The 22117-nt window shown below is 68.6% G+C and carries 28 protein-coding genes and 2 tRNA genes; 13 read left to right on the top strand and 17 right to left on the bottom strand.

The features are described 5' to 3' along the window. Positions 1-110 precede the first annotated feature (110 nt). From ACFSNB_RS13420 to ACFSNB_RS13380, 9 genes are read right to left on the bottom strand one after another with little or no spacing between them, the layout of a single operon-like run. Positions 111-785 carry a hypothetical protein gene (locus ACFSNB_RS13420; RefSeq protein WP_377317387.1) on the bottom strand — a complete coding sequence of 225 codons (675 nt, stop codon included), beginning with the start codon at positions 783-785 and terminating at the stop codon, positions 111-113. Further along, entirely contained in the window at positions 782-1876 is a 1095-nt protein-coding gene (locus ACFSNB_RS13415) for a hypothetical protein (RefSeq protein WP_377317385.1), read from the bottom strand. The genes ACFSNB_RS13420 and ACFSNB_RS13415 overlap by 4 nt, the downstream gene beginning before the upstream one ends. Further along, on the bottom strand, positions 1873-2340 hold the full coding sequence (locus tag ACFSNB_RS13410) for an XF1762 family protein (RefSeq protein ID WP_377317383.1): 468 nt from the start codon (positions 2338-2340) through the stop codon (positions 1873-1875). Before ACFSNB_RS13410 ends, ACFSNB_RS13415 begins: the two co-directional genes overlap by 4 nt. Next, complete coding sequence (locus ACFSNB_RS13405; protein ID WP_377317381.1) at positions 2337-4343, bottom strand: DNA cytosine methyltransferase; 2007 nt, start codon at positions 4341-4343, stop codon at positions 2337-2339. Before ACFSNB_RS13405 ends, ACFSNB_RS13410 begins: the two co-directional genes overlap by 4 nt. Continuing rightward, a complete protein-coding gene (dnaN, locus tag ACFSNB_RS13400) occupies positions 4331-5455 on the bottom strand; it encodes a DNA polymerase III subunit beta (protein ID WP_377317379.1) in 1125 nt (374 codons plus the stop codon). The genes ACFSNB_RS13405 and dnaN overlap by 13 nt, the downstream gene beginning before the upstream one ends. Before the next feature lie 16 nt (positions 5456-5471). After that, complete coding sequence (locus tag ACFSNB_RS13395) at positions 5472-5795, bottom strand: hypothetical protein (protein ID WP_377317377.1); 324 nt, start codon at positions 5793-5795, stop codon at positions 5472-5474. Further along, complete coding sequence (locus tag ACFSNB_RS13390; RefSeq protein ID WP_377317375.1) at positions 5792-6139, bottom strand: DUF1064 domain-containing protein; 348 nt, start codon at positions 6137-6139, stop codon at positions 5792-5794. The genes ACFSNB_RS13395 and ACFSNB_RS13390 overlap by 4 nt, the downstream gene beginning before the upstream one ends. Further along, positions 6136-6414 (bottom strand): helix-turn-helix transcriptional regulator, encoded by a 279-nt coding sequence (locus ACFSNB_RS13385; protein WP_377317373.1) that lies wholly within the window; start codon positions 6412-6414, stop codon positions 6136-6138. Before ACFSNB_RS13385 ends, ACFSNB_RS13390 begins: the two co-directional genes overlap by 4 nt. 1 nt (position 6415) lies before the next feature. Next, positions 6416-6871, bottom strand: a complete 456-nt coding sequence (locus tag ACFSNB_RS13380) for a hypothetical protein (protein WP_377317371.1) — start codon at positions 6869-6871, stop codon at positions 6416-6418. Between the two features lie 55 nt (positions 6872-6926). On the opposite strand from ACFSNB_RS13380, the gene ACFSNB_RS13375 reads away from it, so the two are divergent. Beyond that, positions 6927-7169 carry a hypothetical protein gene (locus tag ACFSNB_RS13375; protein ID WP_377317369.1) on the top strand — a complete coding sequence of 81 codons (243 nt, stop codon included), beginning with the start codon at positions 6927-6929 and terminating at the stop codon, positions 7167-7169. 5 nt (positions 7170-7174) lie between these two features. Here ACFSNB_RS13375 and ACFSNB_RS13370 read toward each other — a convergent pair whose 3' ends face one another. After that, a complete protein-coding gene (locus ACFSNB_RS13370) occupies positions 7175-7414 on the bottom strand; it encodes a carph-isopro domain-containing protein (protein ID WP_377317367.1) in 240 nt (79 codons plus the stop codon). A gap of 88 nt (positions 7415-7502) precedes the next feature. On the opposite strand from ACFSNB_RS13370, the gene ACFSNB_RS13365 reads away from it, so the two are divergent. The 11 genes from ACFSNB_RS13365 to ACFSNB_RS13315 all read left to right on the top strand — a co-directional run bounded on the left by ACFSNB_RS13365 (position 7503) and on the right by ACFSNB_RS13315 (position 13646). After that, the gene (locus tag ACFSNB_RS13365) at positions 7503-7880 is read left to right on the top strand and encodes a hypothetical protein (RefSeq protein WP_377317365.1); all 378 of its coding nucleotides are present in this window, start codon (positions 7503-7505) and stop codon (positions 7878-7880) included. A gap of 376 nt (positions 7881-8256) precedes the next feature. Continuing rightward, positions 8257-8496, top strand: coding sequence for a hypothetical protein (locus ACFSNB_RS13360; RefSeq protein ID WP_377317363.1), 240 nt, complete (start codon positions 8257-8259; stop codon positions 8494-8496). 3 nt (positions 8497-8499) lie between these two features. Then, positions 8500-8964, top strand: a complete 465-nt coding sequence (locus ACFSNB_RS13355; RefSeq protein ID WP_377317361.1) for a helix-turn-helix domain-containing protein — start codon at positions 8500-8502, stop codon at positions 8962-8964. An 11-nt stretch (positions 8965-8975) separates the two neighbouring features. Then, complete coding sequence (locus tag ACFSNB_RS13350) at positions 8976-9539, top strand: hypothetical protein (RefSeq protein ID WP_377317359.1); 564 nt, start codon at positions 8976-8978, stop codon at positions 9537-9539. 3 nt (positions 9540-9542) lie between these two features. Next, complete coding sequence (locus tag ACFSNB_RS13345) at positions 9543-9743, top strand: hypothetical protein (RefSeq protein WP_377317357.1); 201 nt, start codon at positions 9543-9545, stop codon at positions 9741-9743. Between the two features lie 88 nt (positions 9744-9831). Then, positions 9832-10572 (top strand): hypothetical protein, encoded by a 741-nt coding sequence (locus tag ACFSNB_RS13340; RefSeq protein ID WP_377317355.1) that lies wholly within the window; start codon positions 9832-9834, stop codon positions 10570-10572. Next, positions 10565-11275 (top strand): hypothetical protein, encoded by a 711-nt coding sequence (locus ACFSNB_RS13335; protein WP_377317353.1) that lies wholly within the window; start codon positions 10565-10567, stop codon positions 11273-11275. Before ACFSNB_RS13340 ends, ACFSNB_RS13335 begins: the two co-directional genes overlap by 8 nt. Positions 11276-11363: 88 nt before the next feature. Continuing rightward, complete coding sequence (locus ACFSNB_RS13330; RefSeq protein WP_377317351.1) at positions 11364-11909, top strand: hypothetical protein; 546 nt, start codon at positions 11364-11366, stop codon at positions 11907-11909. Between the two features lie 2 nt (positions 11910-11911). Next, a complete protein-coding gene (locus tag ACFSNB_RS13325; RefSeq protein ID WP_377317349.1) occupies positions 11912-12355 on the top strand; it encodes a hypothetical protein in 444 nt (147 codons plus the stop codon). Next, entirely contained in the window at positions 12352-12624 is a 273-nt protein-coding gene (locus ACFSNB_RS13320; RefSeq protein ID WP_377317347.1) for a helix-turn-helix transcriptional regulator, read from the top strand. Before ACFSNB_RS13325 ends, ACFSNB_RS13320 begins: the two co-directional genes overlap by 4 nt. Before the next feature lie 8 nt (positions 12625-12632). Continuing rightward, entirely contained in the window at positions 12633-13646 is a 1014-nt protein-coding gene (locus ACFSNB_RS13315; RefSeq protein WP_377317345.1) for a site-specific integrase, read from the top strand. Positions 13647-13741: 95 nt separating this feature from the next. On the opposite strand, the gene ACFSNB_RS13310 is transcribed toward ACFSNB_RS13315, so the two are convergent. From ACFSNB_RS13310 to ACFSNB_RS13280, 7 genes are all read right to left on the bottom strand, one after another. Further along, positions 13742-13817: transfer RNA gene (locus tag ACFSNB_RS13310), tRNA-Val, on the bottom strand. Between the two features lie 52 nt (positions 13818-13869). After that, entirely contained in the window at positions 13870-14157 is a 288-nt protein-coding gene (locus ACFSNB_RS13305; RefSeq protein ID WP_377317447.1) for an HU family DNA-binding protein, read from the bottom strand. A gap of 128 nt (positions 14158-14285) precedes the next feature. Continuing rightward, positions 14286-16703, bottom strand: a complete 2418-nt coding sequence (gene lon, locus ACFSNB_RS13300; protein ID WP_377317343.1) for an endopeptidase La — start codon at positions 16701-16703, stop codon at positions 14286-14288. Between the two features lie 251 nt (positions 16704-16954). Then, on the bottom strand, positions 16955-18223 hold the full coding sequence (clpX, locus tag ACFSNB_RS13295; protein ID WP_377317341.1) for an ATP-dependent Clp protease ATP-binding subunit ClpX: 1269 nt from the start codon (positions 18221-18223) through the stop codon (positions 16955-16957). 125 nt (positions 18224-18348) lie between these two features. Then, a complete protein-coding gene (gene clpP, locus ACFSNB_RS13290) occupies positions 18349-18999 on the bottom strand; it encodes an ATP-dependent Clp endopeptidase proteolytic subunit ClpP (RefSeq protein WP_377317339.1) in 651 nt (216 codons plus the stop codon). Positions 19000-19097: 98 nt separating this feature from the next. After that, positions 19098-20483, bottom strand: a complete 1386-nt coding sequence (gene tig / locus ACFSNB_RS13285; protein WP_377317337.1) for a trigger factor — start codon at positions 20481-20483, stop codon at positions 19098-19100. Between the two features lie 140 nt (positions 20484-20623). Beyond that, positions 20624-20710, bottom strand: a tRNA-Leu gene (locus tag ACFSNB_RS13280). Between the two features lie 920 nt (positions 20711-21630). On the opposite strand from ACFSNB_RS13280, the gene ACFSNB_RS13275 reads away from it, so the two are divergent. Continuing rightward, positions 21631-22117 (top strand): ATP cone domain-containing protein (locus tag ACFSNB_RS13275; RefSeq protein WP_377317335.1); only part of this gene is annotated, 487 nt, incomplete at its 3' end.

The raw sequence follows: 22117 nt of genomic DNA, 5'->3' as shown, positions 1-22117 counted from the left end.
GCTCCAGCCGGGCCCGGGTTTCCGGGTCAGCCCGCCGCCACATGGCGCAGCGGGCCGGCGTCCACGCCCCGGGCTGCCACTGGGCGCCAGGGCGGATAAGGGTGGCGGGGTCATCGTCCATCCACCGCCTCGCGGATCTGCGCGGCCATCTCCTCCCGCAGGCGCGGGATGTCCGCATCGGTGATGCCGTCATCGTTGGCCGAGGCGCGGCCGCCTGCACTGGCGACAGTCCCCGGCATTCGCCGCGCCGCCGATGCCAGCCCGAACACTTCCGGGCACCGCTGCCGCAGCCGGGCCAGCATCGCCTCGCGCTCTTCCGGCGTCGATTTCGGCCGCTCGGCTTGGCGCTTGGCGTGGGCCTTGAGGTGGGCCTCGGCCACCGACAGAGCGCGGACCCGCTTGGTCCGCAGGTCGGCGATCACGGCCTCGATCTCGCCCTTGGTCGGCAGGAAGCGCGGGTGGCGCCGGGTCACCTCGTCAACGAGCTGCGGCAGCAGGTCGGCCGGGCAGCGGGTCGCGGCCAGCGTGACCAGCCGGGCGTAGGCGTCCGGGTTGTCCGGCTTCTGGGTGCCATAGGCGGCGACGATCAGCCGAGCATGTTCGGCGGCGACCTCGGCCCTGGCCGGCAGCAGGGCGGCCTGCATCTCGGCGACGATGGCGCGGCATTCGTCGGCCGGGATCAGCGCCTGATTGTCGGCGATCGCCGCGGTGGTGTTGGACAGGGCCGCTTGGTGCCGGGCGGTGACCGGCGTTCTTGGCCGGGGAATGGTGGTGAGGTCGTTCACGGCTGTCTCCCTGCAAGCTCCGCCTGCAACCGGTAAAAGGCGGCGGCGGCGGATTTCGGGTGATGTGCGGAGGCCACCGCCGCAGGCGCGGCGCGTGACGGGGCGGTGGCGTTGCGGTGGGTGACGGCGGCGTTGGTGATCGATCGGCGGTATGCCCGCAGCGACCCAGGGGCGGGGCGCTCGTCCGTCGCTGATTGGCGCATCCCCCGCTCGACCACATCGAGCACCAGGGCGACTGGTGCTTGCCCAAGAAAGCCCTCGGCCTCGGTCAGCAGAGTCAGGTCCGGGGCCGGGAAGCCGCTTTCCAGCGGCCAGAGGTCGCGGCGAAGGCGTTTGAAGCGATCGACCACCTGTCTGGCTTCCGGCGATTCGATGGGCAGCGCGCCCGCACCCCCACCACCACGTCCTTCTTTATCTTCTCCCTGTCCCTGTCCCTTAAGAGCGTTTTCCGGCGGATTTCCGGCGGACGGGAAATGTGTTCCGGCGGAAGCACGGGCGCGTTCCTCTGGAACCTCTGCGGCTCCTTCCCCTGTTCCGGCGGAAAGACCGTGATGTTCCGCCGGAACATCCGCCTTTTCCAGCGGAACTGTCGGGGAAACCTCTGTCCATTCCGCCGGGCTGCCAGCCGAAACCCAGGCGTCGAACGACGGGGTTTCGACCTCGGGCAGGCCCTTGGCGACCCTGCGGCTGTTTTCCTTTCGCAGCCGGTCGCACAGGCGCTGGTGGTGCCGCTCCTGCTTCGAGCGCCACGCCTCGCGGGCCTTTTCGCAGATGACCGGGTGATAGAGCCGGCCGTCCGAGCATTTGACCCAGCCATGCAGAGCGCCGGCCCGGTGGCGCTGCCAGACCCGCACCACCCGGCCATAGCCGGCCAGCATCGACAGGACGCAATCGTCATCGGGCAGGCTGCCGGCAGGCACCTGATGCCAGGACGCCAGCCACAACATCACCCCGGCGCGAAAGGCTGCGTCGGTCGCCCGGCAGGCGAAGTCGCTGTCGCGCAGGCGGGCCACGTCGAGCGGGATGAACGCGAAGTCGCGCAGGTCGCAATCGGCCGGGACGAGTGGGGGCGGAATGTCGGGGATGTTCAATGCTCCCTCCGATCGCCGGCTGGGTGTTGCTCGAACAGCAGTTTAGGTTCGGTTGGATGGAGGTCGACGCGAGGCCGGCCTTGGCGTGACCAAGACCCACCGCCGCATTCACCGATCAGACGCCACCCAGCGGCGCTGAGGCTGGCCCCGGTCTCGCTGGCGAGGATGTACGTCCCGATCCGGCGGTAACCGAGGGCGAACGCAGATCGAGCTGCGGCGCCATACAGGCCAGAGCAGGCGTTGCGGGTGCCGTCCGTGCAGAGGCGCGTCACCTCCAGCGTCAGGCCATCATCGCGATGACGGGACGTTGGGCGGCCAACGATTGCCACGCCGACAATGGCATCGGCCAGCGCCGCACCCAGGCTGAATTTGTGCCCGACCACCGGCCCGTGGTGGCGGTGGTGACGCGCGACAAAGGCGTTGGCCTCTGCCAGATCGAGCGGGACGATGATCAGGCGGCTCATTCAGCGGCCTCCATCCTTTCGAGGGCGCGCGGCCCATTGGCTTGGGCCAGCAGCAACGCCATCCGCTTGGGCACGCTGTTGCCGATCAGGCGCATCGCCTCGGTCTTGGTCAGCGGCCGGGTGACCAGCACCGCGGCGCCGGTGACGTCGGTGACGATGGCGCCCTGACGGTCCCGCTTGGGCAGGGTGATCGCCGCCGGCATCCGCAGCTCGTGCGCGGCGGCGACCTCCTCTGGGCGGAGCATCCGCATCCCGATTTCGACGATCACCCACGGGCCGAGGGTGACAACCTCGCCGCCGGACCACACGCCGTGGGCGCGCAGGAACTCGGCCACCTGCCGGGCCCGGGCCAGTTGGTCGGCCGGCAGCGGCGGGGCGCCGGTGGCGGCCCGGGTCACCGCGAAGCGGTCGACGGTCGAGAGGGTGTTGAGCGCCTCATCGGCGGCGCAGTGCTGGCCGCCGGTGCCGTAATATTCGGTCAGGAAGGCCGCGCCGACGCCGATATGGTCGCCACCCCGTCCGCCACCGGTGGTGAGGGTCCGGGCGGCATCCGCGGGGGACGTGGCGGTGCCGGTGCCGCGCTGGTGGACCAGGAAGGCCCCGGCCACCTGCTGCTGGGTGCCCAGCGTGGTCATGGTCGAGAGCCCGTCGGCGGCATCGTGACCGATCACGCCGGTGTTGTGCTGGACCATCCAGGCGCCGACCGCCGCATGCTTCCCGCCGCCGGCAACCATGGTGCCGATCGGCCGCTCGACGTCGAGGGCGCGCGGCGCCTGCCCTTCGCGCTCGCCATATCCGGTCTGGATCAGATGCGCCGCCAGGACGCACCGATCCTCTTTGGTGGTGCTGGTGTTGAGGGCGTCGCCGACATCCATCGGCGGCACCTGACCAGATCGCCCGCCGCAGCCGATCACCGCCACGCTGACCACGCCAAAGCGATTCTCCGTGGTCTGGGTCGGCATCGCCGCGCCTAATTCCTGGGCGCGGGCGTTCTCGCCGGGCCGACGCTCACCATGATAGCGGATCAGGAACGGCCGCTCGGCCTCCAACACGAAGCGCCGCATCCCGACGGCGATCCGCCGCAGGGTGGCCGGCGCCAGCGGCCGGGGCCGGTCGAAGATGCTGGGCAGCGGGAGAGACCAGTCGATGATGCTGGCGGCGGGGACGTGCGGCAGCAGCCGGCCAGCCCGGACCGCCTCGCTGTCGCGCTGGGCATGGGTCGGCTCGGGCCAGACCGGGCGGCGCCCGTCGAAATGAGCCACCCCGAACAGCCGCTTGCGCGTGGTCGGCACGCCGAAATCGGCGCAGCACAGGTCGCGGTCCTCATAGGTCGCGCCGAGCCGCTCCATGTGGCGCACCCAGGCGCGGTAGGTCCGGCCGGCCCGACGCGGGTCGCGCACCAGCTGCTGCTCCCGCACCGGCACCCGCTCGCCCGGAGCGGCGACGGTGCCGTCGAGCTTGAGCACCCGGCCGGTCGCACGGTCGCGCTTGGCGATCAACGGCCCCCAGCCCCGGATCTCGCGGACGTTCTCGAGATAAACCACCTCCGGCCCGAGCCCCCGCCGGCGCAGCACACCGACCCAGCGGCACACCTGCCACGGCATCGAGCGGACGCGCGGGCTGCGCGGCGCGCCGCCCTTGGCGACCGAGTGGTCGCGGCAATCGGGACTGGCCCACAGCTGCCCGACGCGCCGGCCGCGCACCGCCAGCAGCGGATCGACCTCGAAGATGTCGGCCTGCATGTGGCGGGTGTGCGGGTTGAGCGCGCGGTGGGCGGCGATCGCCACCTCATCGTGGTTGACGGCGAGGTGGACCGGATAGCCGGCGGCCTCCAGCCCCTGGCAGGCGCCGCCCATGCCGGCGAACAGCACCACATTGATCCCGCCCTGCAACGGCCAATCGTGGAGCGCGTCGCCCCGGCTCTTGGCTGGCCTGGGCCGGCGGCTCGGCGTCGCCGGCTGGCGAGGGAGGTCGAGCGGCAACATCGCCGTCAGACCCGGCACGGCATCAGGATCGACAGGAAGTCGGGATCGGCCGCCGACTCGATCCGATGCGGGGCGGACTGGTCTTCCCCGGAAATCGTCAGGAACGGCGAGCGCAGCATCATCGCCATGCCCTGCAAATATTCGCGCTGGAAAGCCCTGACGATCTTCGGGCCGGCATAATCGGTCGGGATGCTGGTGCTGATATTGCCTTCGTCGTGATCGCTGGCGGTCAGGGTCACCCGATTCTCGCCGATGTCGAGGCGGACGTAGTGCCTCCCCCCCCGCTCGGAAAATGCGGCCAGCAGCCGCAGCGCCCGCAGCAGGGCGGCGCGCTCGACCGTGCAGGACATCCCCCCCGCCGGGATCACCTGGCCGTAATCGGGGAAGGTGCCGTCGATCGCCTTGGCCACCAGCCGGACGCCCGGCCACGTCAGGGCCAGCTTGGTGTCGCTCGCCGCCAGCGTCACCTCGACCTCCGGGTCGAGCCGGCGCAGCGCCTTGGTGATCCACCCGACCGCCTTGCTCGGCAGGATCAGCGCCGGCCACCCGGCCGCGACCGGCCTGGGGGCCGAGGTGACCGCCAGCCGGTGTCCGTCGGTGGCGGCGGCAGCCAGCCGCCCGGCGCGGGCGTGGAGATAGACCCCGTTGAGGTAGTAGCGGGTTTCCTCGGTCGAGACGCAGGGCGCGACGCGCGCCAGCAGGTCGAGCAGGTGGCCGGCCGGCATCTGGTGCTCCGCCGTCGGCTTGTGGGCGAGGCTCGGGAAATCTTCGGCGCCCAGATCGACAAGGCGGGCGGTGCTGTTGCTCCCGGCGCCGTCGCCCCAGGACAGGACGGCGCCCTCGGCGTCGGCGGTCAGGCTGACGACCGCTCCGGCATCGGCCTTGCGGATGGCGTCGAGCAAGCGGCGCAGCCGGTGGCCGTCAACGACGGCGACGCCGGAGCCCTCGACCTCGACGTCAAGGTCGAGGTTGACCTCCATGTCCAGGTCGGTCGCGGTGAGGGTCAGCCGCCCATCCTGGGCGGCCAGCTTGATGCCGGTGAGGACCCGTTCGGTGGTGCGGCGCTCGATCGCCGCGGCGGCGAAGACGGCGGCGGCGTGGAAAACGCAGGCATTGGCACGAATCAGCATGGTGCAGAGCCTCTGTTCAGGCCCAGCGGCGGCAGGCCGGCGGGCAGTATTGGGGGATCGGGCAGGAGGATCTGCGCGCCCGGCAGGCGTGGGCGCGGGCGAGATCTTCCGGCGGGACAAGTGGGGCAGGGGCGGGGGCGGCTTCCGACGGCAGGCCGGCCGGGGCCGATCCGGCATCGCTCGCCCGGTCCGGCAGCCATGCGGTAGCGATGTGCGGCCGGTAAAATCCGTGGTGGGTGTGCGCCAGGGCGCCGCGCTCGATCGTCCAGCCCTCGGCCTCAAGCCGATCGGCCATGGCGTCATCGCAGAGCATGACGAGGCAGGGGTAGCTTGCGCTCATCGCCGCCCCCTGGTGATCTCGGTGATTTGGACGCCGGGATAGACGGCCTCTACCAGCTTCTTCTTGAGCAGGTATTCGCGGGTGCGGTGGCCCTTCACATCCTCGACCACCCGGCCGACGCCGGTGAAATAGACGAAGTCGGCCCGATAGACGCAGACCTTCTCCCCATTGACGATGCAGGGGAAATCAACCTGCCGCTCAAGGCCCCGGATCTCACCGGCCCGCTCCAGCAGGAGCAGATCGGACCAGCGGCGCGCCTCGGCCGCGCTGTCGAAGAGGATCCCGTCCACCTCGGTCTTGCGAGCGTGGAATTTGTTCGGGCGGGCGGCGGGGCGGCGGATCATGGCGCGCCCTCCGCCGCCAGTGTCACAGGTTCTGTGACGCCTTCGATCTCGCCGAGCGTCACACCCAGCGCCGCCGCCCAGGCCCACAGGTCGAGCGCGGACGGGACGGCCTGCCCATGCTCCCACCGGTAAATGGTCTGCCGGGTCGTGCCGAGCGCGTCGGCAAGCTCGGCCCGACCGATACCCAGGGCCTGCCGCAGGGCGGCCAGCCGGGCGATCTGGGCGCGGGCGCGCCCCAGGGCCCGGGCGATCGCATGCCTGCTGGCGGCGGCCATCTCAGCGGTCACCCCGGTCGGTGTTCTCCAGCGCGGCCACCAGCGCCTCGGCGGCGCTGATCGCCTCGCGCAGTTCCTTGATGACCGTCGGCCGCTCGGTGTGATCGATCCGGCCATCGGCCAGCGCATCGGCCAGCGCGGCGACACCCTCGGCCATCTCGGCCAGGGCGACAGTCGGGGCCGGCGCCGCGCCAAGCCGGCGAGCCCCGCCCAGGCCGGCCAGCCCAAGCAGGGCGTTGGCGTAGGAATCGGGCAGCACCTCGGCATAGGCGAGCCAGGTCGCGAGGGGCGGCGTGGTCTCGCCGTAGAGGTGGGCCCGGACCGTGCGCAGCTCGCAGCCGGTTTCCTGGGCCAGCATCGCCTGGGACAGCGGCCGGTGGTCCCCGACATGCAGCGCCAGGGCGGCGACGTGCCGGTCGCGGACCAAATCGGTGGAGAGCAGGTCTTTACGCGCCATGTCTTTTACCCTTCTGAGGATGCAGTCTTGCGATGGACACAACGGGGGATGGGCGATGCCGGACGGGAGCGCGATCGAGGATCTGTTGCATGCGGCGCCGCCGGCCGGGACCGAGGGCCGCCGCCGCTGGCAGCAGGCGCTCGACCGGGAGGTGGCCGCCTCGGCGCGCCGGGTGGCGGTCGCCGCCGGGGTGGCCCGCGCCGCCGCGATCGAGGCGGGCGATCAGCCCGCGACCCTGCGGGCCGAGAGGATCGCCGCCGCCGCCCTGCGGCTGGCCGAGATGGCGGAGGGGCAATGAGCGGGTCATGCGGCATACCTCCCGCATTTCCGCCGTGCGGCTATCCTGGCGAGCAGATAGAGGTTAATCCCCTCTACCCCCTGCTTTTGGGATACCTCGACCAGTGTCAACCACCGGTCCGCCGGAATGCTGTCACGAGCCGCCCACATCCTCACCGTCGTGGGCTTCTCGTCCATTGCGGCAGCCAGGGCCGCCGCGCTGGGCCACAGGGAGATCAGGTCGGCGATAGTTTGGATCGTGCTCATGGGGTGTAACGCTACAATTTGTGTTGATAGGAGTCAACACACGATGTGGCGGCCAGATCGCGGCGCCTCTGCTACAGTCCGTGGTGTGATGGATCTGCCCGATATCAAGGATCGCCATAAGCGCTTGCAGTGGGCCGCCGAAGCCAAAGGGCATCGGAGCGCCCCCGCTTTGCGCAGGCTCATTGGCGATCGCGAGGCTGAACAAACGGTTCGGGCGCGCCTTAATGGCGAGAGGCCGATCAACAGCTTGCGCGTCGCAAGGATCTATTCAGAGGCGCTGGATGTTCCTGCGACATGGCTCATGGGGGCGACCGCCGACGCGGCGGCACTTGACATTGCCGAGGATGAGGTCGCCTACCTCAAGGCGTTAAGGCGTCTTGACCCGGAGACCCGGGGGCGAGTTCTCGCTCTTGTTGAGGGATTTGCGGGGGCTCTAGTCGCTCCTCGTGAGCGGGACCAGGGGTAACCCCCTCGGCCAGTGCCCGAACCGTCGTCAAGATCACCTGACGCTCGATCAGAGATAACCGGCGCCACCCATTAAGCGCCCGTGCGGCCCATTCTTCGTCGCTCATCGGCCTCTCCTTATTGCCCAAATTGGAACATAACGCGAACGAAACATCAATCGTTCGCCGCGTGGTCCACACGCGCCAAGTGTTGGCCTGGGTTGTCGCAATCGCGAGGCGGACGGTGCGTGCCGCGGAACACTGGGGCGCGACAACACAAAACGTGTTGACAGCGGCTCAACACAAAATGTAGCGTCTTCCCAGTCAGCTATCGCTGATCCGCCCCAGGCGGCAACCGGCCAGTGCCATCCACTCGGCGCCAGCGACAGGGAGGAACCGATGCCACACCCCATCGACACCACCATCACCGTCAACGTTCCCGGGCTCTACGCCGGCCCGGCCCTGGTGATCGGGATCCTGCCGATCCCCTACAGCCAGACCGTCATCGCCTACCGGGTCATCATCCCCGGCCATGACGAGCCGACGCTCGTCTTCCCGAAAGAGGTGGTCGATGACGCCCATGTCGTCCCGCTTCTGCCGCCGGCCGCCATCGCCGCCACCATCGAGCGGAGGGCCTGAGCCATGGCCGAGCGCAAATCCACCCGGGGCCGGCTTGAGGACGGCAGCGCCAACCCGATCGACATCCACGTCGGCGCGCGGATGCGCCTGCGCCGCACGTTGCTGGGGCTGAGCCAGGAAAAGCTGGGCGAGGCGATCGGCCTGACCTTTCAGCAGGTCCAGAAGTACGAGCGCGGCGCCAACCGCATCGGCTGCTCCCGCCTGTTCGATCTGGCCCGGGCGCTCGATGTGCCGGTGTCTTTCTTCTTCGATGATCTCCCGGCCGAGGCGGCGGCGGCCAGCCCGGCGGCGGTGATCGCCGGCACCGTGGCGGCCGTCCCGCGGATCGAGATGGACCCGATCGCCCGGCAGGAGACGATGGAGATCGCCCGCGACATCGTCGCCTTGCCGGGCCACGCCCGCGCCAGCGTCCGCCAGATCGTCCGGGTTCTGCGCGACAACTTCACGCCCGCCCAGGCGGCGGAATAGGGGAGGCGATCATGCAGGCCCTCACCCCCACCACCCTGACCCCCGCCACCCTGACCCACGGCCCCGCCGATGACCTCGGCCGGCCGATCAGCAGCGCCACGGGCTCGGCCGACCTCGCCCTCTACCCGCTCGAAGACCTAGGAGGCCTCGTCCGCACCGCCTTTCGCGCGGGCGACCCGACCCGGCCCGGGTTGGCAGTGTGCGATCTCGCACACTGGCTCCCGGCCGATGAGCGCCGCCGCCTGAGCGCCCTGATCGCCCGCGCCCCGGAGATGGCCGACGAGATCGAGCGGCTGCGGGCCGAGCGCGGCGAGGCGCGGGCCGAGGTCGAGCGGATGGCCGCTCGCTGGTCCGGCCTGTACGAGACTCACCAATCCGTAAAAAGCGACCGCGACGCCCTGATCTCCGAAATAGCGCACCTCCGTGCCGACAAGGCCAAGCTGGCTGAGGCGGTCGAGCGTCAGGTTGCCAACATCGAGCGGTGGCTCGAAACCGGCGAGGCGGCCGACGCCGACGAAAGCAAGAGCATCTACGACCAGCTGGTCGCGGCTCTTGCCGCCGCGAAGGGGGACTGAGCGATGCCTCTCCGCGACATCCCCGCCCGCCGGCACCCGCTCCGCTGGGAGCAATACAGCCGGCTCTACGACAGGCTGTCGGGCGCCGCCGACGCCTTTTCGGACCTGGGCTATCCCGACCTTGCCGCCGAACTGTCCGCCGTCCAGGCGCGCCTGTCGGCGGCCTGGGACGCCATCGCCCGCGCCGAACAGGAGGGCCGATGATGGAATACCTCCCCATCCTCGGCTCCGCCGGGCTGGCCCTGGTGCTGATCAGCCTCTTCCACGCCTTCAGCGCGGAGGGCATCTGACCATGGGCGACAAGAACACCGCCACCGCGCCCCAGCAGGTTTGCTGGACATGCAAACACGGCACACGGCCGCCGAGCGTCGAGCCGTGCGATTCGTGCTGCGTTGGCAGCCTCGCCGACGGGACGTTTGAGCACCGACATTGGGCGCCCGCCCGCCCCGCGCCCCAGCAGCGGCGGGAGCGGCTGATCGAGTGCCTGTGCGACAACGGCACCCTGGGTTTCGACCCCGACATCGCCTCCCACATCGCCGACGCCATCTCCGCGTCAGACCGCGCCGCCGGGTGCGATCCGGGGGCGCTGCGGGCCGAGATCGAGGCGTGGAAAGCCAGCGACAACGCCAAGCTAGACCGCATCGCCAGACACCAGCGCGAACGGGACGAGGCGTTGGCCGAGCGCGACGAACTCGCCGCCCGGCTGGCGGTGGTGGTGGATGCGGCAACCGCATACCGCGATGCTTACGGGTCAACAACCGTCGATACGCTTGACACCCGGGACTATCTCTTCAGCGTCCTCACCGACCTCCCCGCCCGCGCGGCGCTGACGGAGAGTGGCGCTGCGCCACAGCCTGACCCCGACGGCTGGATCCCGTGGACCGGCGGGGATCGCCCAGTAGACGCGGAAGTGGAAATCCAATGGAAGGGGGTGGATGGCAGCACTGGTGAGGCATGCGCCGATCAGGTCGTGTGGCAGCACGGCACCGGGTCCTATGAAGACGTCATCGCCTATCGGGTGCGGCATGACTGACCGCCCGATCATCTTCAGCGCCCCGATGGTCCGCGCCCTACTGGATGGCAGGAAGACGCAGACGCGGCGGGTGCTTCGCGATCAACCGGTCGCGCACCCGAGCTTGGGCCTGCCGTGGCTCGCCACCAAGAGAATCACCTTCCGCGATGAGGGCGAGGCCCGGCGCTTGCTCCCGGAGATAGCGCCCTATGCCTCCGGCGACCGGCTGTGGGTGCGGGAGGCGCACGCCATAGTCCCGGAGACGGCGTTTCGGCATTCGGATGGCGTTGTCCAAACCATCAACCCGACCGATCGGTACATGGCGTGCATTTATCGCGAGGGGTTCGACCGCTGCGCCCCCAAATGGCGCCCCTCGATCCACATGCCCCGCTGGGCGAGCCGCATCACCCTCTTAGTCGATGCGGTGCGGGTCGAGCCGCTGCAGGACATCAGCGAGGATGACGCGCGGGCGGAGGGGTGCGGAGACAGCGACAAGTTTGCCTACCTCTCCGCATGCAAACAGTTTGAGCAGCACCACGGCCTCAAGCACGGCGAGACCGCGACCCGCGTAAGTGGCGTTGATCCATATTCGGCGCGGTGGTCCTTTGCCAACCTCTGGTTCAGCCTCCACGGCCCCGACGCCTGGACCGCCAACCCGTGGGTGGCCGTCATCACCTTCAGCGTGGTGCTGGGCAACATCGGCAGCCTGGGTGATCGGCCATGATGGCGTCGATCTACCGGAGGATGATGCCGTGGGGGAGCCGGCGCGACCGCAGCCGACGGCGTGGCCGGACCGATCGCCGGGGGTGGGCATGATCGCCCCCCGTCGCATCGCCGCCGCCAGGACCGCTGACGAGGCGGCCGACCTGTGGCAGGCGCTGGAGGACGGGCCGCTGCACTTCGCGGTGCGGTGGCGCTGGGGCGACGTGCCGGTCGCCCTCAGCCTCGAAGAGGGGTGTCTTGTCGCCCACTACATCGACAGCGCCGGACAGGTGACGGCGGCACCCAATTACGAGCTGGCGGCCTTGTGCCTCAGCGCGGGCCGGCTCATCAGTTCGGCGGGCTGGCGGCGCTGGGCCGGCGGGCTGTTCCGCGCCCAGGCGATTGGTCGGGGGGTGGCGCGTCGCGGCGGCCACGTTCGGCACGGGTTCGCCTCGGCCGAGGCGGAGGCCTCGACCCGGGCTGCTGCGCTGTCCGGCCGCCGCCGACCCGGATCTGGGTCGGCCAAGAAGTCATGCCTCTCTTGCCGCCGCCTCGGCCCCGGCTGCGCCGGCCCGGCGGCGTCTCCCGAAAACCGCCTGTGCCCCAGCGCCGCGCTGGAGGCCTGGCTCCCCCTGACCCCAGGCCAAGGAGGCTGACCATGCGTCAGTGGATCCCAACCGCCCACGTCGATGAAATCTCGCCGCCGCCACGCTTGGCGCCGTCCGATTGGCTGGTGGTGCTGCCGGGTGGCGGGTTCGGCCTCGACCCGGCGGAGGAGGGCGAGGCGCCCGACCGGCTGGAAGAGGGCGCCGTGGTCAAGTTCGAGTGGGTTGAAACCATCGGACGCGCCGAAGTCCGCCTGATCGAAGACGGCGACAGCCGCCGGGTCGAAGCTGATCCGCCGATGCCTGAGCCACCCCCGGGCGCCCTGATGCAGGTGTGGATCCCGGGCGACCCCGACACCATTTCCGACAGCCTTGACGGCCTGGAGGACGTGCTCGACCTGGGCGACGTCGAGCACGTCGAGTTTTTCGCGGTCAGCGCCACCAGCGCGCCGTTCACGCTGCGCGGCGGGGCGCTGGTGGCGGAGAAGAGGGGATGATGAATGCGATCCCCCGCTCCGACGTTGGGAGAAGAGGCGGTGACGCGGCTGGCGCCCCGCTTTGCCTGTCTGCCAAGGAAGCCGCCGCGCTGTGTTCCGTCCCGGTGGCGACGCTGAAGACCCATGGGCCGAAGCCGGTGAAGCTCGGACGCCACAACCGATGGCGGGTGGCGGATCTGGAGGCCTGGGTTGGTGGTGGCAAGGCGGCGGAGCAGCCCGCCGAAGATGCCGATGAGGCCCTGCACGCCCTCGAGGGGTTGGACCTGTAATGGGGCGCGTGAACCTCCCCTATGTCGATCGAATTTGCGATCGACGCGGCGTCGAGCGGTTCTATTACCGCCGGGGAGGCATTCGCCAGCGGATCCCCGGCGCCCCGGATGACGCAGAGTTTCACGCCGCCTACCGTGCCATTCACGCCAGCTTTGAGGCGGGCGGCACGGTCAGCGCCGAGGTCCCGGGGACATTCGGCCACCTCGTGGCGGCTTACTATGCCGCGTCAGAGTTCGCGCAGCTCAAGGCCAGCACCAAGTCGGAGTATCGCCGCTACCTTGACGGGGTGCGAAAGGTTTGGGGGCGCCTGCCGGTGGCAAAAATAAACCGGGGCGCAGTCAAGGCGTTCCGCGACAAGCTGGCCGACCGCCCCGCGACCGCCAATGCCGCGCTGCGGGTGGTCAAGACCTTGTTCGCCTTCGGGGTTGACGCCTGTCTGGTCCAAGAAAACCCCGCGAAGGGCATTCGGGCGCTGAAGACGAGCCGGGAGGGGTGGATGCCCTGGCCGCCCGAGGTGCTGGAGAAGTTCGCGGCGGAAAGCACCGGGGCGGCGCGAACGGCCTTCTTCCTGGCGCTCTACACCGGCCAGCGGCGCGGCGACGTGCTGGCGATGCGCTGGGACGCGATCGCCGACGGCAAGATTGCGGTGGTGCAGGCCAAGACCGGGGCTGCGCTCCGGGTGCCGCTGCGGCCGGCGCTGGTGGCCGAGCTGGATCGGCTGGCGGAAGAGCGGGGAGGGCGGGAGGGGACCATCGTTCAGAAGGCGGATGGATCGGCTTACACCGACGATGGGTTCGGCACGATCTGGAACCGGGAGCAGCATCGGCTTGGCTGCAAATGGCCGTTCCACGGGCTCCGAAAATGCGCCACCCAGGTTCTGTTCGAGGCGGGCTGCACCCCTCAGGAAGTCCAGGCCATCACCGGTCACGCGACGTTGCAGATGGTCCAGCACTACGGCCAGGGCGCGAATCAGGCCCGGTTGGCCGAGGCGGCAATGCGGAAAGTGGACGGGGGATCGTGACCACAGCTAGCCGGCTTTCTGGAATCGTTATGCCAAATCCAGTCAGGACGGGTGCTAAACCAGCTTTCGGCTATGCCGCTAAGTCATTGAAAACATGGTGGGCGGTGACGGGTTCGAACCGCCGACATCCTGCGTGTAAAACAGGCGCTCTACCAGCTGAGCTAACCGCCCGGGGCGCCGGCCCCGCGCCGGGGGCCGGCGGAAGGATTTCGCCGCCGTCGCCTTACTGGATGGCGTCCTTCAGACCCTTGCCGGGCTTGAATTTCGGCTGCTTCGAGGCCGCGATCGAAATCTTTTCGCCAGTCCGGGGGTTGCGCCCCTCCGAAGCGGCCCGCTCGCTCACCGCGAAGGTTCCGAAACCGACCAGCCGGACCTCGTCGCCTTCCTTCAGCGCATTGGTAATCGCCTGGAAGACGGCGTCGACGGCGGCGGCCGCATCGGTTTTGGACAGGCCGGTCGTCTCGGCCACGGCCGCCACCAGATCGTTCTTGTTCGACAAGATTGCCCCCATAGTCAAAGACAATAGATTCCCATCCGTCCGTCGTTCGGACAGGAGTTTCAGTGTATGTCACGCTCTTTGAGAGCGTCAACCGGCAAAGCACCCCGGCCGGATCGCTCCGGCCGGGGGACACCCTCGGTTCAGTGCGTCAGCACCCCTCCGGCGGCCTCGGCGGCCTCGGTGGTTTCGGCCACGGCGGCCGGGGCCGCCTGGGTGGCTTCGTCCCACTCGACCGGCACCGGCATCCGCACCAAGGCGTGGCTCAGCACCTCGTCGGCGGTCGAGACCGGCAGGATGGCGAGCCCCTTCTTGACGTTGTCGGGGATCTCGGCCAGGTCCTTCTCGTTCTCCTTGGGGATCAGCACCGTCTTGATCCCGCCGCGCAGCGCGGCCAGCAGCTTCTCCTTGAGGCCGCCGATCGGCAGCACCCGGCCGCGCAGGGTGATCTCGCCGGTCATCGCCACGTCGCGCCGCACCGGGATCCCGGTCAGCACCGAGACGATCGCGGTGCACATCGCGACACCGGCCGAGGGGCCGTCCTTGGGGGTGGCGCCCTCGGGGACGTGGACGTGGATGTCACGCTTCTCGAACGCGGTCGGCTTGATGCCGAGGCTGATCGAGCGCGAGCGGACGTAGGACCGCGCCGCCTGCACCGATTCCTGCATCACGTCGCCCAGCTTGCCGGTATGGGCGAAGGTGCCCTTGCCCGGCATCGACACCGCCTCGATCGTCAGCAGCTCGCCGCCGACCTCGGTCCAGGCCAGCCCGGTGACCACCCCGACCAGATCGGTATCCTCGACCTCGCCGAAATGGTAGCGGCGGATGCCGGCGTATTTTTCGAGGTTGCGCGGGGTGATCGCCACCTTGCCCTTGCCCTTGCCGACGATCTCCTTGACCGCCTTGCGGGCGAGGCTGGCCAGCTCGCGCTCCATGTTGCGGACGCCGGCTTCGCGGGTGTAGTAGCGCACGATGTGGCGCAGCGCCTCGTCGCTGATCGAGAACTCGCCCTCCTTGAGCCCGGCGGCCTTGACCACCTTGTCGAGCAGGTGGCGGCGGGAGATCTCGACCTTCTCATCCTCGGTGTAGCCCGACAGGCGGATGATCTCCATCCGGTCCAGCAGCGGCTGCGGCATGCGCAGGCTGTTGGCGGTGGTGACGAACATCACGTCGGACAGGTCGTAATCGACCTCGAGATAATGGTCGTTGAAGCTGGCGTTCTGCTCGGGGTCGAGCACCTCAAGCAGGGCCGAGGCGGGATCGCCGCGCCAGTCCGCCCCCAGCTTGTCGATCTCGTCGAGCAGGAACAGCGGGTTCGAGGCCTTGGCCTTCTTCATCCCCTGGAGGATCTTGCCCGGCATCGAGCCGATATAGGTGCGGCGGTGACCGCGGATCTCGGCCTCGTCGCGCACCCCGCCCAGGCTCATCCGCACGAAATTGCGGCCGGTGGCGCGGGCGATCGACTTGCCGAGCGAGGTCTTGCCGACGCCGGGCGGGCCGACCAGGCACAGGATCGGGCCGCGCACCTTCTCGGTGCGGATCTGCACCGCCAGATATTCGAGGATCCGCTCCTTGACCTTCTCCAGGCCGTAATGGTCGGCGTTCAGCACCTCTTCGGCCAGGGCGACGTCCTTCTTGACCTTGCTGCGCTTCTTCCACGGCAGGGTCAGCAGCCAGTCGAGGTAGTTGCGCACCACCGTCGCCTCGGCCGACATCGGGCTCATCGATTTCAGCTTCTTCAGCTCGGCCAGCGCCTTTTCGCGCGCCTCGGCCGACAGCTTGGTCTTGGCGATGCGCTCCTCGATCTCGGCGACCTCGTCCTTGCCGTCGTCGCCTTCGCCCAGCTCCTTCTGGATCGCCTTCAGCTGCTCGTTGAGGTAGTATTCGCGCTGGGTCTTCTCCATCTGCCGCTTGACGCGGTTGCGGATCTTCTTCTCGACCTGAAGGACGCCGATTTCGCCCTCCATGTAGGAATAGACCCGCTCCAGCCGCTCCGACACCACCTCGATCTCGAGCAGTTCCTGCTTGTCGGCGATCTTGAGGGTCAGATGGGAGGCGACGGTGTCGGCCAGCTTGGCCGGGTCCTCGATCTGGTTGATCGAGACCAGCACCTCGGGCGGAATCTTCTTGTTGAGCTTCAGATATTGCTCGAACTGGGCCACCACCGAGCGCGACAGCGCCTCCAGCTCCTGCGGCTCGCCGGTGCGTTCGTCGATCGGCTCGGCCTGGGCCTGGAAGAAGGCTTCGTTCTCGGTGTAGCGCAGGATGCGGGCGCGGCGGCTGCCCTCGACCAGCACCTTGACGGTGCCGTCGGGCAGCTTCAGCAGTTGCAGCACGGTCGAGACGGTGCCGACGGCATAGATGTCGTCGGTGGTGGGGTCGTCCTGGGCGGCGTTCTTCTGCGCCACCAGCAGGATCTGCTTGTCCTCGCGCATCACGTCCTCGAGCGCGCGGACCGATTTTTCACGGCCGACGAACAAAGGCACGATCATGTGCGGGAAGACGACGATGTCCCGCAACGGCAGGACCGGAAAGATGTCGTCGGACGGGGCTTCGACCATTCTGCCTCATGGGGTCTGCGCCGCCGCGGCGAAGCGGGCGACGGGGGGATCAAATTACTTATTAAGAAAGATCGTGCGGAGTCCGCCCGGCGTCAAGCCGGCAGAAGCCCTGGCAGGCGCGGAACGGCGCCCCGGACGCCACCGGGGCGGTGGCGGGGCGGCGTCGGGCGGGACGGCGGGGGAGGGGAGGCGGCGGCGGGGGAGCGCGACCGGGTCGCGTTCCCCCGCCAGGGCCTGGGTCGGGACGGGGGTCAGGCGGAGGTGGCGCCGGTGTCGCCGCGCCGCTCGGCATAGATGTAGAGCGGCTGGGCCCGGCCCTCGACCACTTCCTTGTTGACCACCACCTCGTCAACCTCGTCGAGGCCGGGCAGGTCGAACATGGTGTCGAGCAGGATGCCTTCCATGATCGAACGCAGGCCACGGGCACCGGTCTTGCGCTGGATCGCCTTCTCGGCGATCGCCTTGAGGGCGTCGTCGCTGAAGGAGAGCTTGACGTTCTCCATCTCGAACAGGCGCTGATACTGCTTGACCAGGGCGTTCTTCGGCTTGGCCAGGATCTCGATCAGGGCGCCGACATCGAGGTCCTCAAGGGTGGCGAGCACCGGCAGACGGCCGACGAATTCGGGGATCAGGCCGAACTTCAGCAGATCCTCGGGCTCGACTTCGCGCAGGATCTCGCCGGTGCGGCGTTCGTCCGGGCCGCGCACCTCGGCGCCGAAGCCGATCGAGGTGCCCTTGCCCCGGCTGCCGATGATCTTCTCGAGGCCGGAGAAGGCGCCGCCGCAGATGAACAGGATGTTGGTGGTGTCGACCTGAAGGAATTCCTGCTGCGGGTGCTTGCGCCCGCCCTGGGGCGGCACCGAGGCGACGGTGCCTTCCATGATCTTCAGCAGGGCCTGCTGGACGCCCTCGCCCGACACGTCGCGGGTGATCGAAGGATTGTCCGACTTGCGGCTGATCTTGTCGACCTCGTCGATGTAGACGATGCCGCGCTGGGCCCGCTCGACATTGTATTCGGCGGCCTGGAGCAGCTTGAGGATGATGTTCTCGACATCCTCGCCGACATAGCCCGCCTCGGTCAGGGTGGTGGCGTCGGCCATGGTGAACGGCACGTCGAGGATGCGGGCCAGGGTCTGGGCCAGCAGGGTCTTGCCGCAGCCGGTCGGGCCGATCAGCAGGATGTTCGACTTGGCGAGCTCGACCTCGTTGCTCTTGGCGCCGTGCTGCAACCGCTTGTAGTGGTTGTGGACGGCGACCGACAGCACCTTCTTGGCGTGGTCCTGGCCGATGACGTAATCGTCGAGGACGGCACGAATGTCCTTCGGCGTCGGCACCCCGTCGCGGGAGCGGACCAGATGGGTCTTGTGCTCCTCGCGGATGATGTCCATGCACAGCTCGACGCATTCGTCGCAGATGAACACGGTCGGGCCGGCGATCAGCTTCCGGACCTCGTGCTGGCTCTTCCCGCAGAACGAGCAGTAAAGCGTGCTTTTGGATTCGCCGCTGGTGGACTTGGTCATCGAAGCTCCATTGGGTCAACCCCCCGCATCCGCAGGGCGTATGTTAACCGCAGCCGGCCCGGCCAGACAATGACAAACATCAACCCACCCCCCCCGAAAGGAGGGGGGCGGGGCGCCGGGGCCGGTCAGCTGGCCGGGGCGGTGTCGCTGTCCTCGGGGATCGGGCGCCGGTTCACCACCTCGTCGATCAGGCCGAAATCGCGGGCCTCCTCGGCGGTCATGAACTTGTCGCGCTCCATCACCCGTTCGATCACGTCGAGCGGCTGCTTGGTGTGTTCAACATAGATATTGTTGAGGCGGGCGCGCAGGGCAAGGATCTCGCGCGCCTGGATCTCGATGTCGGTGGCCTGGCCCTGGGCGCCGCCGGAGGGCTGGTGGACCATGATGCGGGCGTTGGGCAGCGAATAACGCTTGCCGGCGGCGCCGGCGGTCATCAGCAGCGAGCCCATCGAGGCGGCCTGGCCGATACAGACGGTGGACACCGCCGGGCGGATGTACTGCATGGTGTCGTAGATCGCGAGGCCCGAGGTGACGACGCCGCCCGGCGAATTGATGTAGAAGGCGATGTCCTTGGTCGGGTTCTCGGATTCGAGGAACAGCAGCTGGGCGCAGATCAGGCTGGCGACCTCGTCATGAACCTGCCCGGTCAGGAAGATGATCCGTTCCTTGAGCAGGCGGGAATAGATGTCATAGGCCCGTTCGCCGCGATTGGTCTGTTCGACCACCATCGGCACCAGCGTGTTCATGTACAACTCGAGGGGATCTCTCTCGCGCATGCTCGCTTCCTTTCTGCGGTGGGTGCGCCGGCGCCCTGACGCCGGCCGGCGGGGGAAGGGGCGCGGTCCCCCGGAAGGGGACCGCGCCGGATCCATGCTCAGGCGTGGCTGTGATCGTGATCGCAGCCGCAGTCGGGGCCGTGCTCGTGATCGTGGGCCTCGCCTTCCTGGGCGGCGATCTCGCGCCGGAACGCCTCGGCGGCGACCTCGCGCTCGGCGACCTGGGCCTGGGCGAGGATGAAGTCGATCACCTTCTCCTCATAGGCCGGGGCGCGCAGCGCGTCGAGCGCCTCCTTGTTCTTCTGGTAGTACTGGAGCACCAGATGTTCCTGGCCCGGATAGGCGCGGGCCTCGGCCAGGATGGCGCGGTTGAGGTCTTCCTGGCTGACATTGATGCTGTTGACCCGGCCGATCTCGGCCAGCAGCAGGCCGAGGCGGACGCGGCGCTCGGACAGGGTGCGGTACTCGGCCTTCAGCTCGTCGTCGGACTTGCCCTGGTCGGCCGGATCGGTCTCGCCGTCGGTGCGGCCCTGTTCGACCTGCTTCCAGATCGCCTCGAACTCGGACTCGACCATCGAGCCGGGCACCGGGAAATCGTGGTTGGCGGCCAGCACGTCGAGCAGCGCGCGCTTCAGCTTGAAGCGGGCGGCGGTGGTGAGGTCGCGGCCCAGCTCGTCGCGGATCGCCTGCTTGAGGGCTTCGAGCGACTCCATGCCGACCTTCTTGGCCAGCTCGTCGTCGATCGCCGCCGGCTTGCTCGCCTTGACCTCGTGGACGGTGACGTCGAAGGTGGCGGCCTTGCCGGCCAGCTTGTCGTTGCCGTAGCCGTCCGGGAACGAGACGTTGACCACGGTCTGGCCGCCGGCGCTCTGGCCGACCAGCTGGTCCTCGAAGCCGGGGATGAAGGTGTTCGAGCCGAGCTTCAGCGAATAGCCCTCGGCGGCACCGCCGGCGAAGGCCTCGCCGTCGATCTTGCCGACGAAATCGATCACCACCACGTCGCCCTGTTCGGCCGGACGGGCGACGGTCTCGGCCTCGCCGTTGCGCTCGGCGATGCCGGCCAGCACCGGCTCAAGCTCGGCCTCGGCGATCTGCGGGACGTCGCGGGTCAGGCTGACGGTGGCGAGGTCCATCACGGTGATGTCGGGCATCACCTCGACGATCAGGTCGAATTCGAGGTCCTGGCCCTCGGCGAAGGCGGTGATCTCGACCTTCGGCTGGGTGGCCGGACGCAGGCTGCCGGCCTCGATCGCCTTGCCGATGCCGTCGTTGACCGATTCCTCGAGGATCTCGCCCATCACCGCGGCGCTGTACTTCTTGCGCACCATCGCCAGCGGCACCTTGCCGGGGCGGAAACCGGGCAGGCTCAGGGTGCCGGCGAGCTGGGTGATCTTGTCGGTGAGCTTCTGGTCGATGTGGGACGCGGGGACAACGACCTTGAAGTCACGTCTCAGGCCGTCGGCATTGATCTCGGTTACCTGCATCAGTCTTTCGCCAATCGAATCGAGTGGGTTGCATCGGGTGGGCCGGCGCGCTCCTCGGCGCCGGCGGACCGGAAACGGGGCGCATGGGCGCGGGCGACGGGACCATCGCCCCGAGGGCTGGCGCCTTGGAGCGTGAAAACTGGTGCGGAGGAGGGGGCTCGAACCCCTAAGTCATTGAAGACAATGGCTTCTAAGGCCACCGCGTCTACCAGTTCCGCCACCTCCGCCGCGACAAGCCGATTTATGGGGGAGTCGTCGCGGCAACGCCCCCGCTCTGCGTCTTGTAGCGCAGGTTCGCGTTTGCTGACAACCCTCAACCGCGCCCCGCTCGCCCAAGCGGGGCCGTGGCCCCCGGCCGGGGGCGGCCTGCCCGTCTCCCGCGACCGCGCCGGGGCGGGGATCGCCCCCGGGGTGACCTTTTGGATGGGGGTTAAACCCATTGATTTCAACCATCGCCTCTGCTAGTAATGATTCTGTCCATTCCCCGGGAGAGAAAAGGGGTGGCGAAAAGGCCGTTGTCGCAAAAGCCGATATTCAAGAGAAAATCTCGGCCAATTCGATGATGGGGAAAGTGATGGGTTCCAAGTGCCTTGGTTTTTTGCTGTTGGGGAGCAAAGAGCTGGTGTTGCTGGTGCGCACATCAATTTCCGGTGGCGCGCCGTGCGGGGTGGCAAGCGCGATACCTTGGCCTGTTCGTTCGGACAGATAGATCTCGGTCCAGGGCGGCCGGCTAACCGTCGGGGGGCGGTTTCCCGGCCGGGCATCGTCTGATCGCCCACAGTGTCTGTGTGATCCGATGGCCTGGTGAAACTGGCCTGGCGCAAGCCAGGCCAGTTTTTTTATCCCGGATGGGGCGGCAGGTCATGGCCTGACCGGCCTTCGGGGCAAGGTGCCAGGCGGCGCCCCCTGGATGCGCGGATCAAGTCCACGCATGACGGCAAGGATTGCCCCGCCAATCCATGACGCCCCAAAAAAGGGAGGGGTCTGGCGGCGCCAGCCTCCAGGCGGGGCCGGGGCGGACAGTTCGGACTTGACGCCGGCCGGGCCGCGGCACTACGCTATTTTGCGTTGGAAGGCGCTTTTTCCTCTATATGTAGGAAATGGCGGTTTTCCTGTGTCCCTCCGCTCCGCCCTGCAAGGAATACCGATGTCCGGCTCGCCGCTTGCCGCTGTCGCCCCCCGCTCGATCCTCAAGCGCAGCGGCCTCGCCGTTCCGTTCGATGGCGACAAGATCCGCTCGGCGATCCTGCGCGCCGGCAAGGCCACCGGCGAACTCGAGGGCGACGAGGCCCAGTTGCTGACGATCCAGGCGGTCAAGGTGCTGTCCCACCGCTTCCACGGCGCCACGCCCCATATCGAGCAGGTGCAGGACGTGGTCGAGCAGGTGCTGATCTCGGCCAACCATTTCGCCACCGCGCGGGCCTACATCGTCTACCGCGAGCAGCGCGCCCGCCTGCGCCGCGACAAGAAGACGGTGGTCGATGTCGAATCCTCGATCAACGAGTACCTCGACCGCGCCGACTGGCGGGTCAACGCCAACGCCAACCAGGGCTATTCGCTCGGCGGCCTGATCCTCAACGTCTCGGGCAAGGTGGTGGCCAATTACTGGCTGTCGCACGTCTACCCGCCCGAGA

The organism is Phaeospirillum tilakii (assembly GCF_042683125.1).
In the GTDB taxonomy this organism is placed as follows: domain Bacteria; phylum Pseudomonadota; class Alphaproteobacteria; order Rhodospirillales; family Magnetospirillaceae; genus Phaeospirillum; species Phaeospirillum tilakii.
Note: the sequence above shows the minus strand (reverse complement) of the source record. Positions and strands in the feature narration are given on the sequence as shown.

Excerpts from the sequence above, each read along its gene's own strand:
- ACFSNB_RS13410 (WP_377317383.1), bottom strand. The coding sequence starts at position 2,340 with ATGAGCCGCCTGATCATCGTCCCGCTCGATCTGGCAGAGGCCAACGCC.
- dnaN (WP_377317379.1), bottom strand. The coding sequence starts at position 5,455 with ATGCTGATTCGTGCCAATGCCTGCGTTTTCCACGCCGCCGCCGTCTTC.
- ACFSNB_RS13395 (WP_377317377.1), bottom strand. The coding sequence starts at position 5,795 with ATGAGCGCAAGCTACCCCTGCCTCGTCATGCTCTGCGATGACGCCATG.
- ACFSNB_RS13390 (WP_377317375.1), bottom strand. The coding sequence starts at position 6,139 with ATGATCCGCCGCCCCGCCGCCCGCCCGAACAAATTCCACGCTCGCAAG.
- ACFSNB_RS13385 (WP_377317373.1), bottom strand. The coding sequence starts at position 6,414 with ATGGCCGCCGCCAGCAGGCATGCGATCGCCCGGGCCCTGGGGCGCGCC.
- ACFSNB_RS13380 (WP_377317371.1), bottom strand. The coding sequence starts at position 6,871 with ATGGCGCGTAAAGACCTGCTCTCCACCGATTTGGTCCGCGACCGGCAC.
- ACFSNB_RS13375 (WP_377317369.1), top strand. The coding sequence starts at position 6,927 with ATGCCGGACGGGAGCGCGATCGAGGATCTGTTGCATGCGGCGCCGCCG.
- ACFSNB_RS13370 (WP_377317367.1), bottom strand. The coding sequence starts at position 7,414 with ATGAGCACGATCCAAACTATCGCCGACCTGATCTCCCTGTGGCCCAGC.
- ACFSNB_RS13365 (WP_377317365.1), top strand. The coding sequence starts at position 7,503 with ATGGATCTGCCCGATATCAAGGATCGCCATAAGCGCTTGCAGTGGGCC.
- ACFSNB_RS13360 (WP_377317363.1), top strand. The coding sequence starts at position 8,257 with ATGCCACACCCCATCGACACCACCATCACCGTCAACGTTCCCGGGCTC.
- ACFSNB_RS13355 (WP_377317361.1), top strand. The coding sequence starts at position 8,500 with ATGGCCGAGCGCAAATCCACCCGGGGCCGGCTTGAGGACGGCAGCGCC.
- ACFSNB_RS13350 (WP_377317359.1), top strand. The coding sequence starts at position 8,976 with ATGCAGGCCCTCACCCCCACCACCCTGACCCCCGCCACCCTGACCCAC.
- ACFSNB_RS13345 (WP_377317357.1), top strand. The coding sequence starts at position 9,543 with ATGCCTCTCCGCGACATCCCCGCCCGCCGGCACCCGCTCCGCTGGGAG.
- ACFSNB_RS13340 (WP_377317355.1), top strand. The coding sequence starts at position 9,832 with ATGGGCGACAAGAACACCGCCACCGCGCCCCAGCAGGTTTGCTGGACA.
- ACFSNB_RS13335 (WP_377317353.1), top strand. The coding sequence starts at position 10,565 with ATGACTGACCGCCCGATCATCTTCAGCGCCCCGATGGTCCGCGCCCTA.
- ACFSNB_RS13330 (WP_377317351.1), top strand. The coding sequence starts at position 11,364 with ATGATCGCCCCCCGTCGCATCGCCGCCGCCAGGACCGCTGACGAGGCG.
- ACFSNB_RS13325 (WP_377317349.1), top strand. The coding sequence starts at position 11,912 with ATGCGTCAGTGGATCCCAACCGCCCACGTCGATGAAATCTCGCCGCCG.
- ACFSNB_RS13320 (WP_377317347.1), top strand. The coding sequence starts at position 12,352 with ATGATGAATGCGATCCCCCGCTCCGACGTTGGGAGAAGAGGCGGTGAC.
- ACFSNB_RS13305 (WP_377317447.1), bottom strand. The coding sequence starts at position 14,157 with ATGGGGGCAATCTTGTCGAACAAGAACGATCTGGTGGCGGCCGTGGCC.
- lon (WP_377317343.1), bottom strand. The coding sequence starts at position 16,703 with ATGGTCGAAGCCCCGTCCGACGACATCTTTCCGGTCCTGCCGTTGCGG.
- clpX (WP_377317341.1), bottom strand. The coding sequence starts at position 18,223 with ATGACCAAGTCCACCAGCGGCGAATCCAAAAGCACGCTTTACTGCTCG.
- clpP (WP_377317339.1), bottom strand. The coding sequence starts at position 18,999 with ATGCGCGAGAGAGATCCCCTCGAGTTGTACATGAACACGCTGGTGCCG.
- tig (WP_377317337.1), bottom strand. The coding sequence starts at position 20,483 with ATGCAGGTAACCGAGATCAATGCCGACGGCCTGAGACGTGACTTCAAG.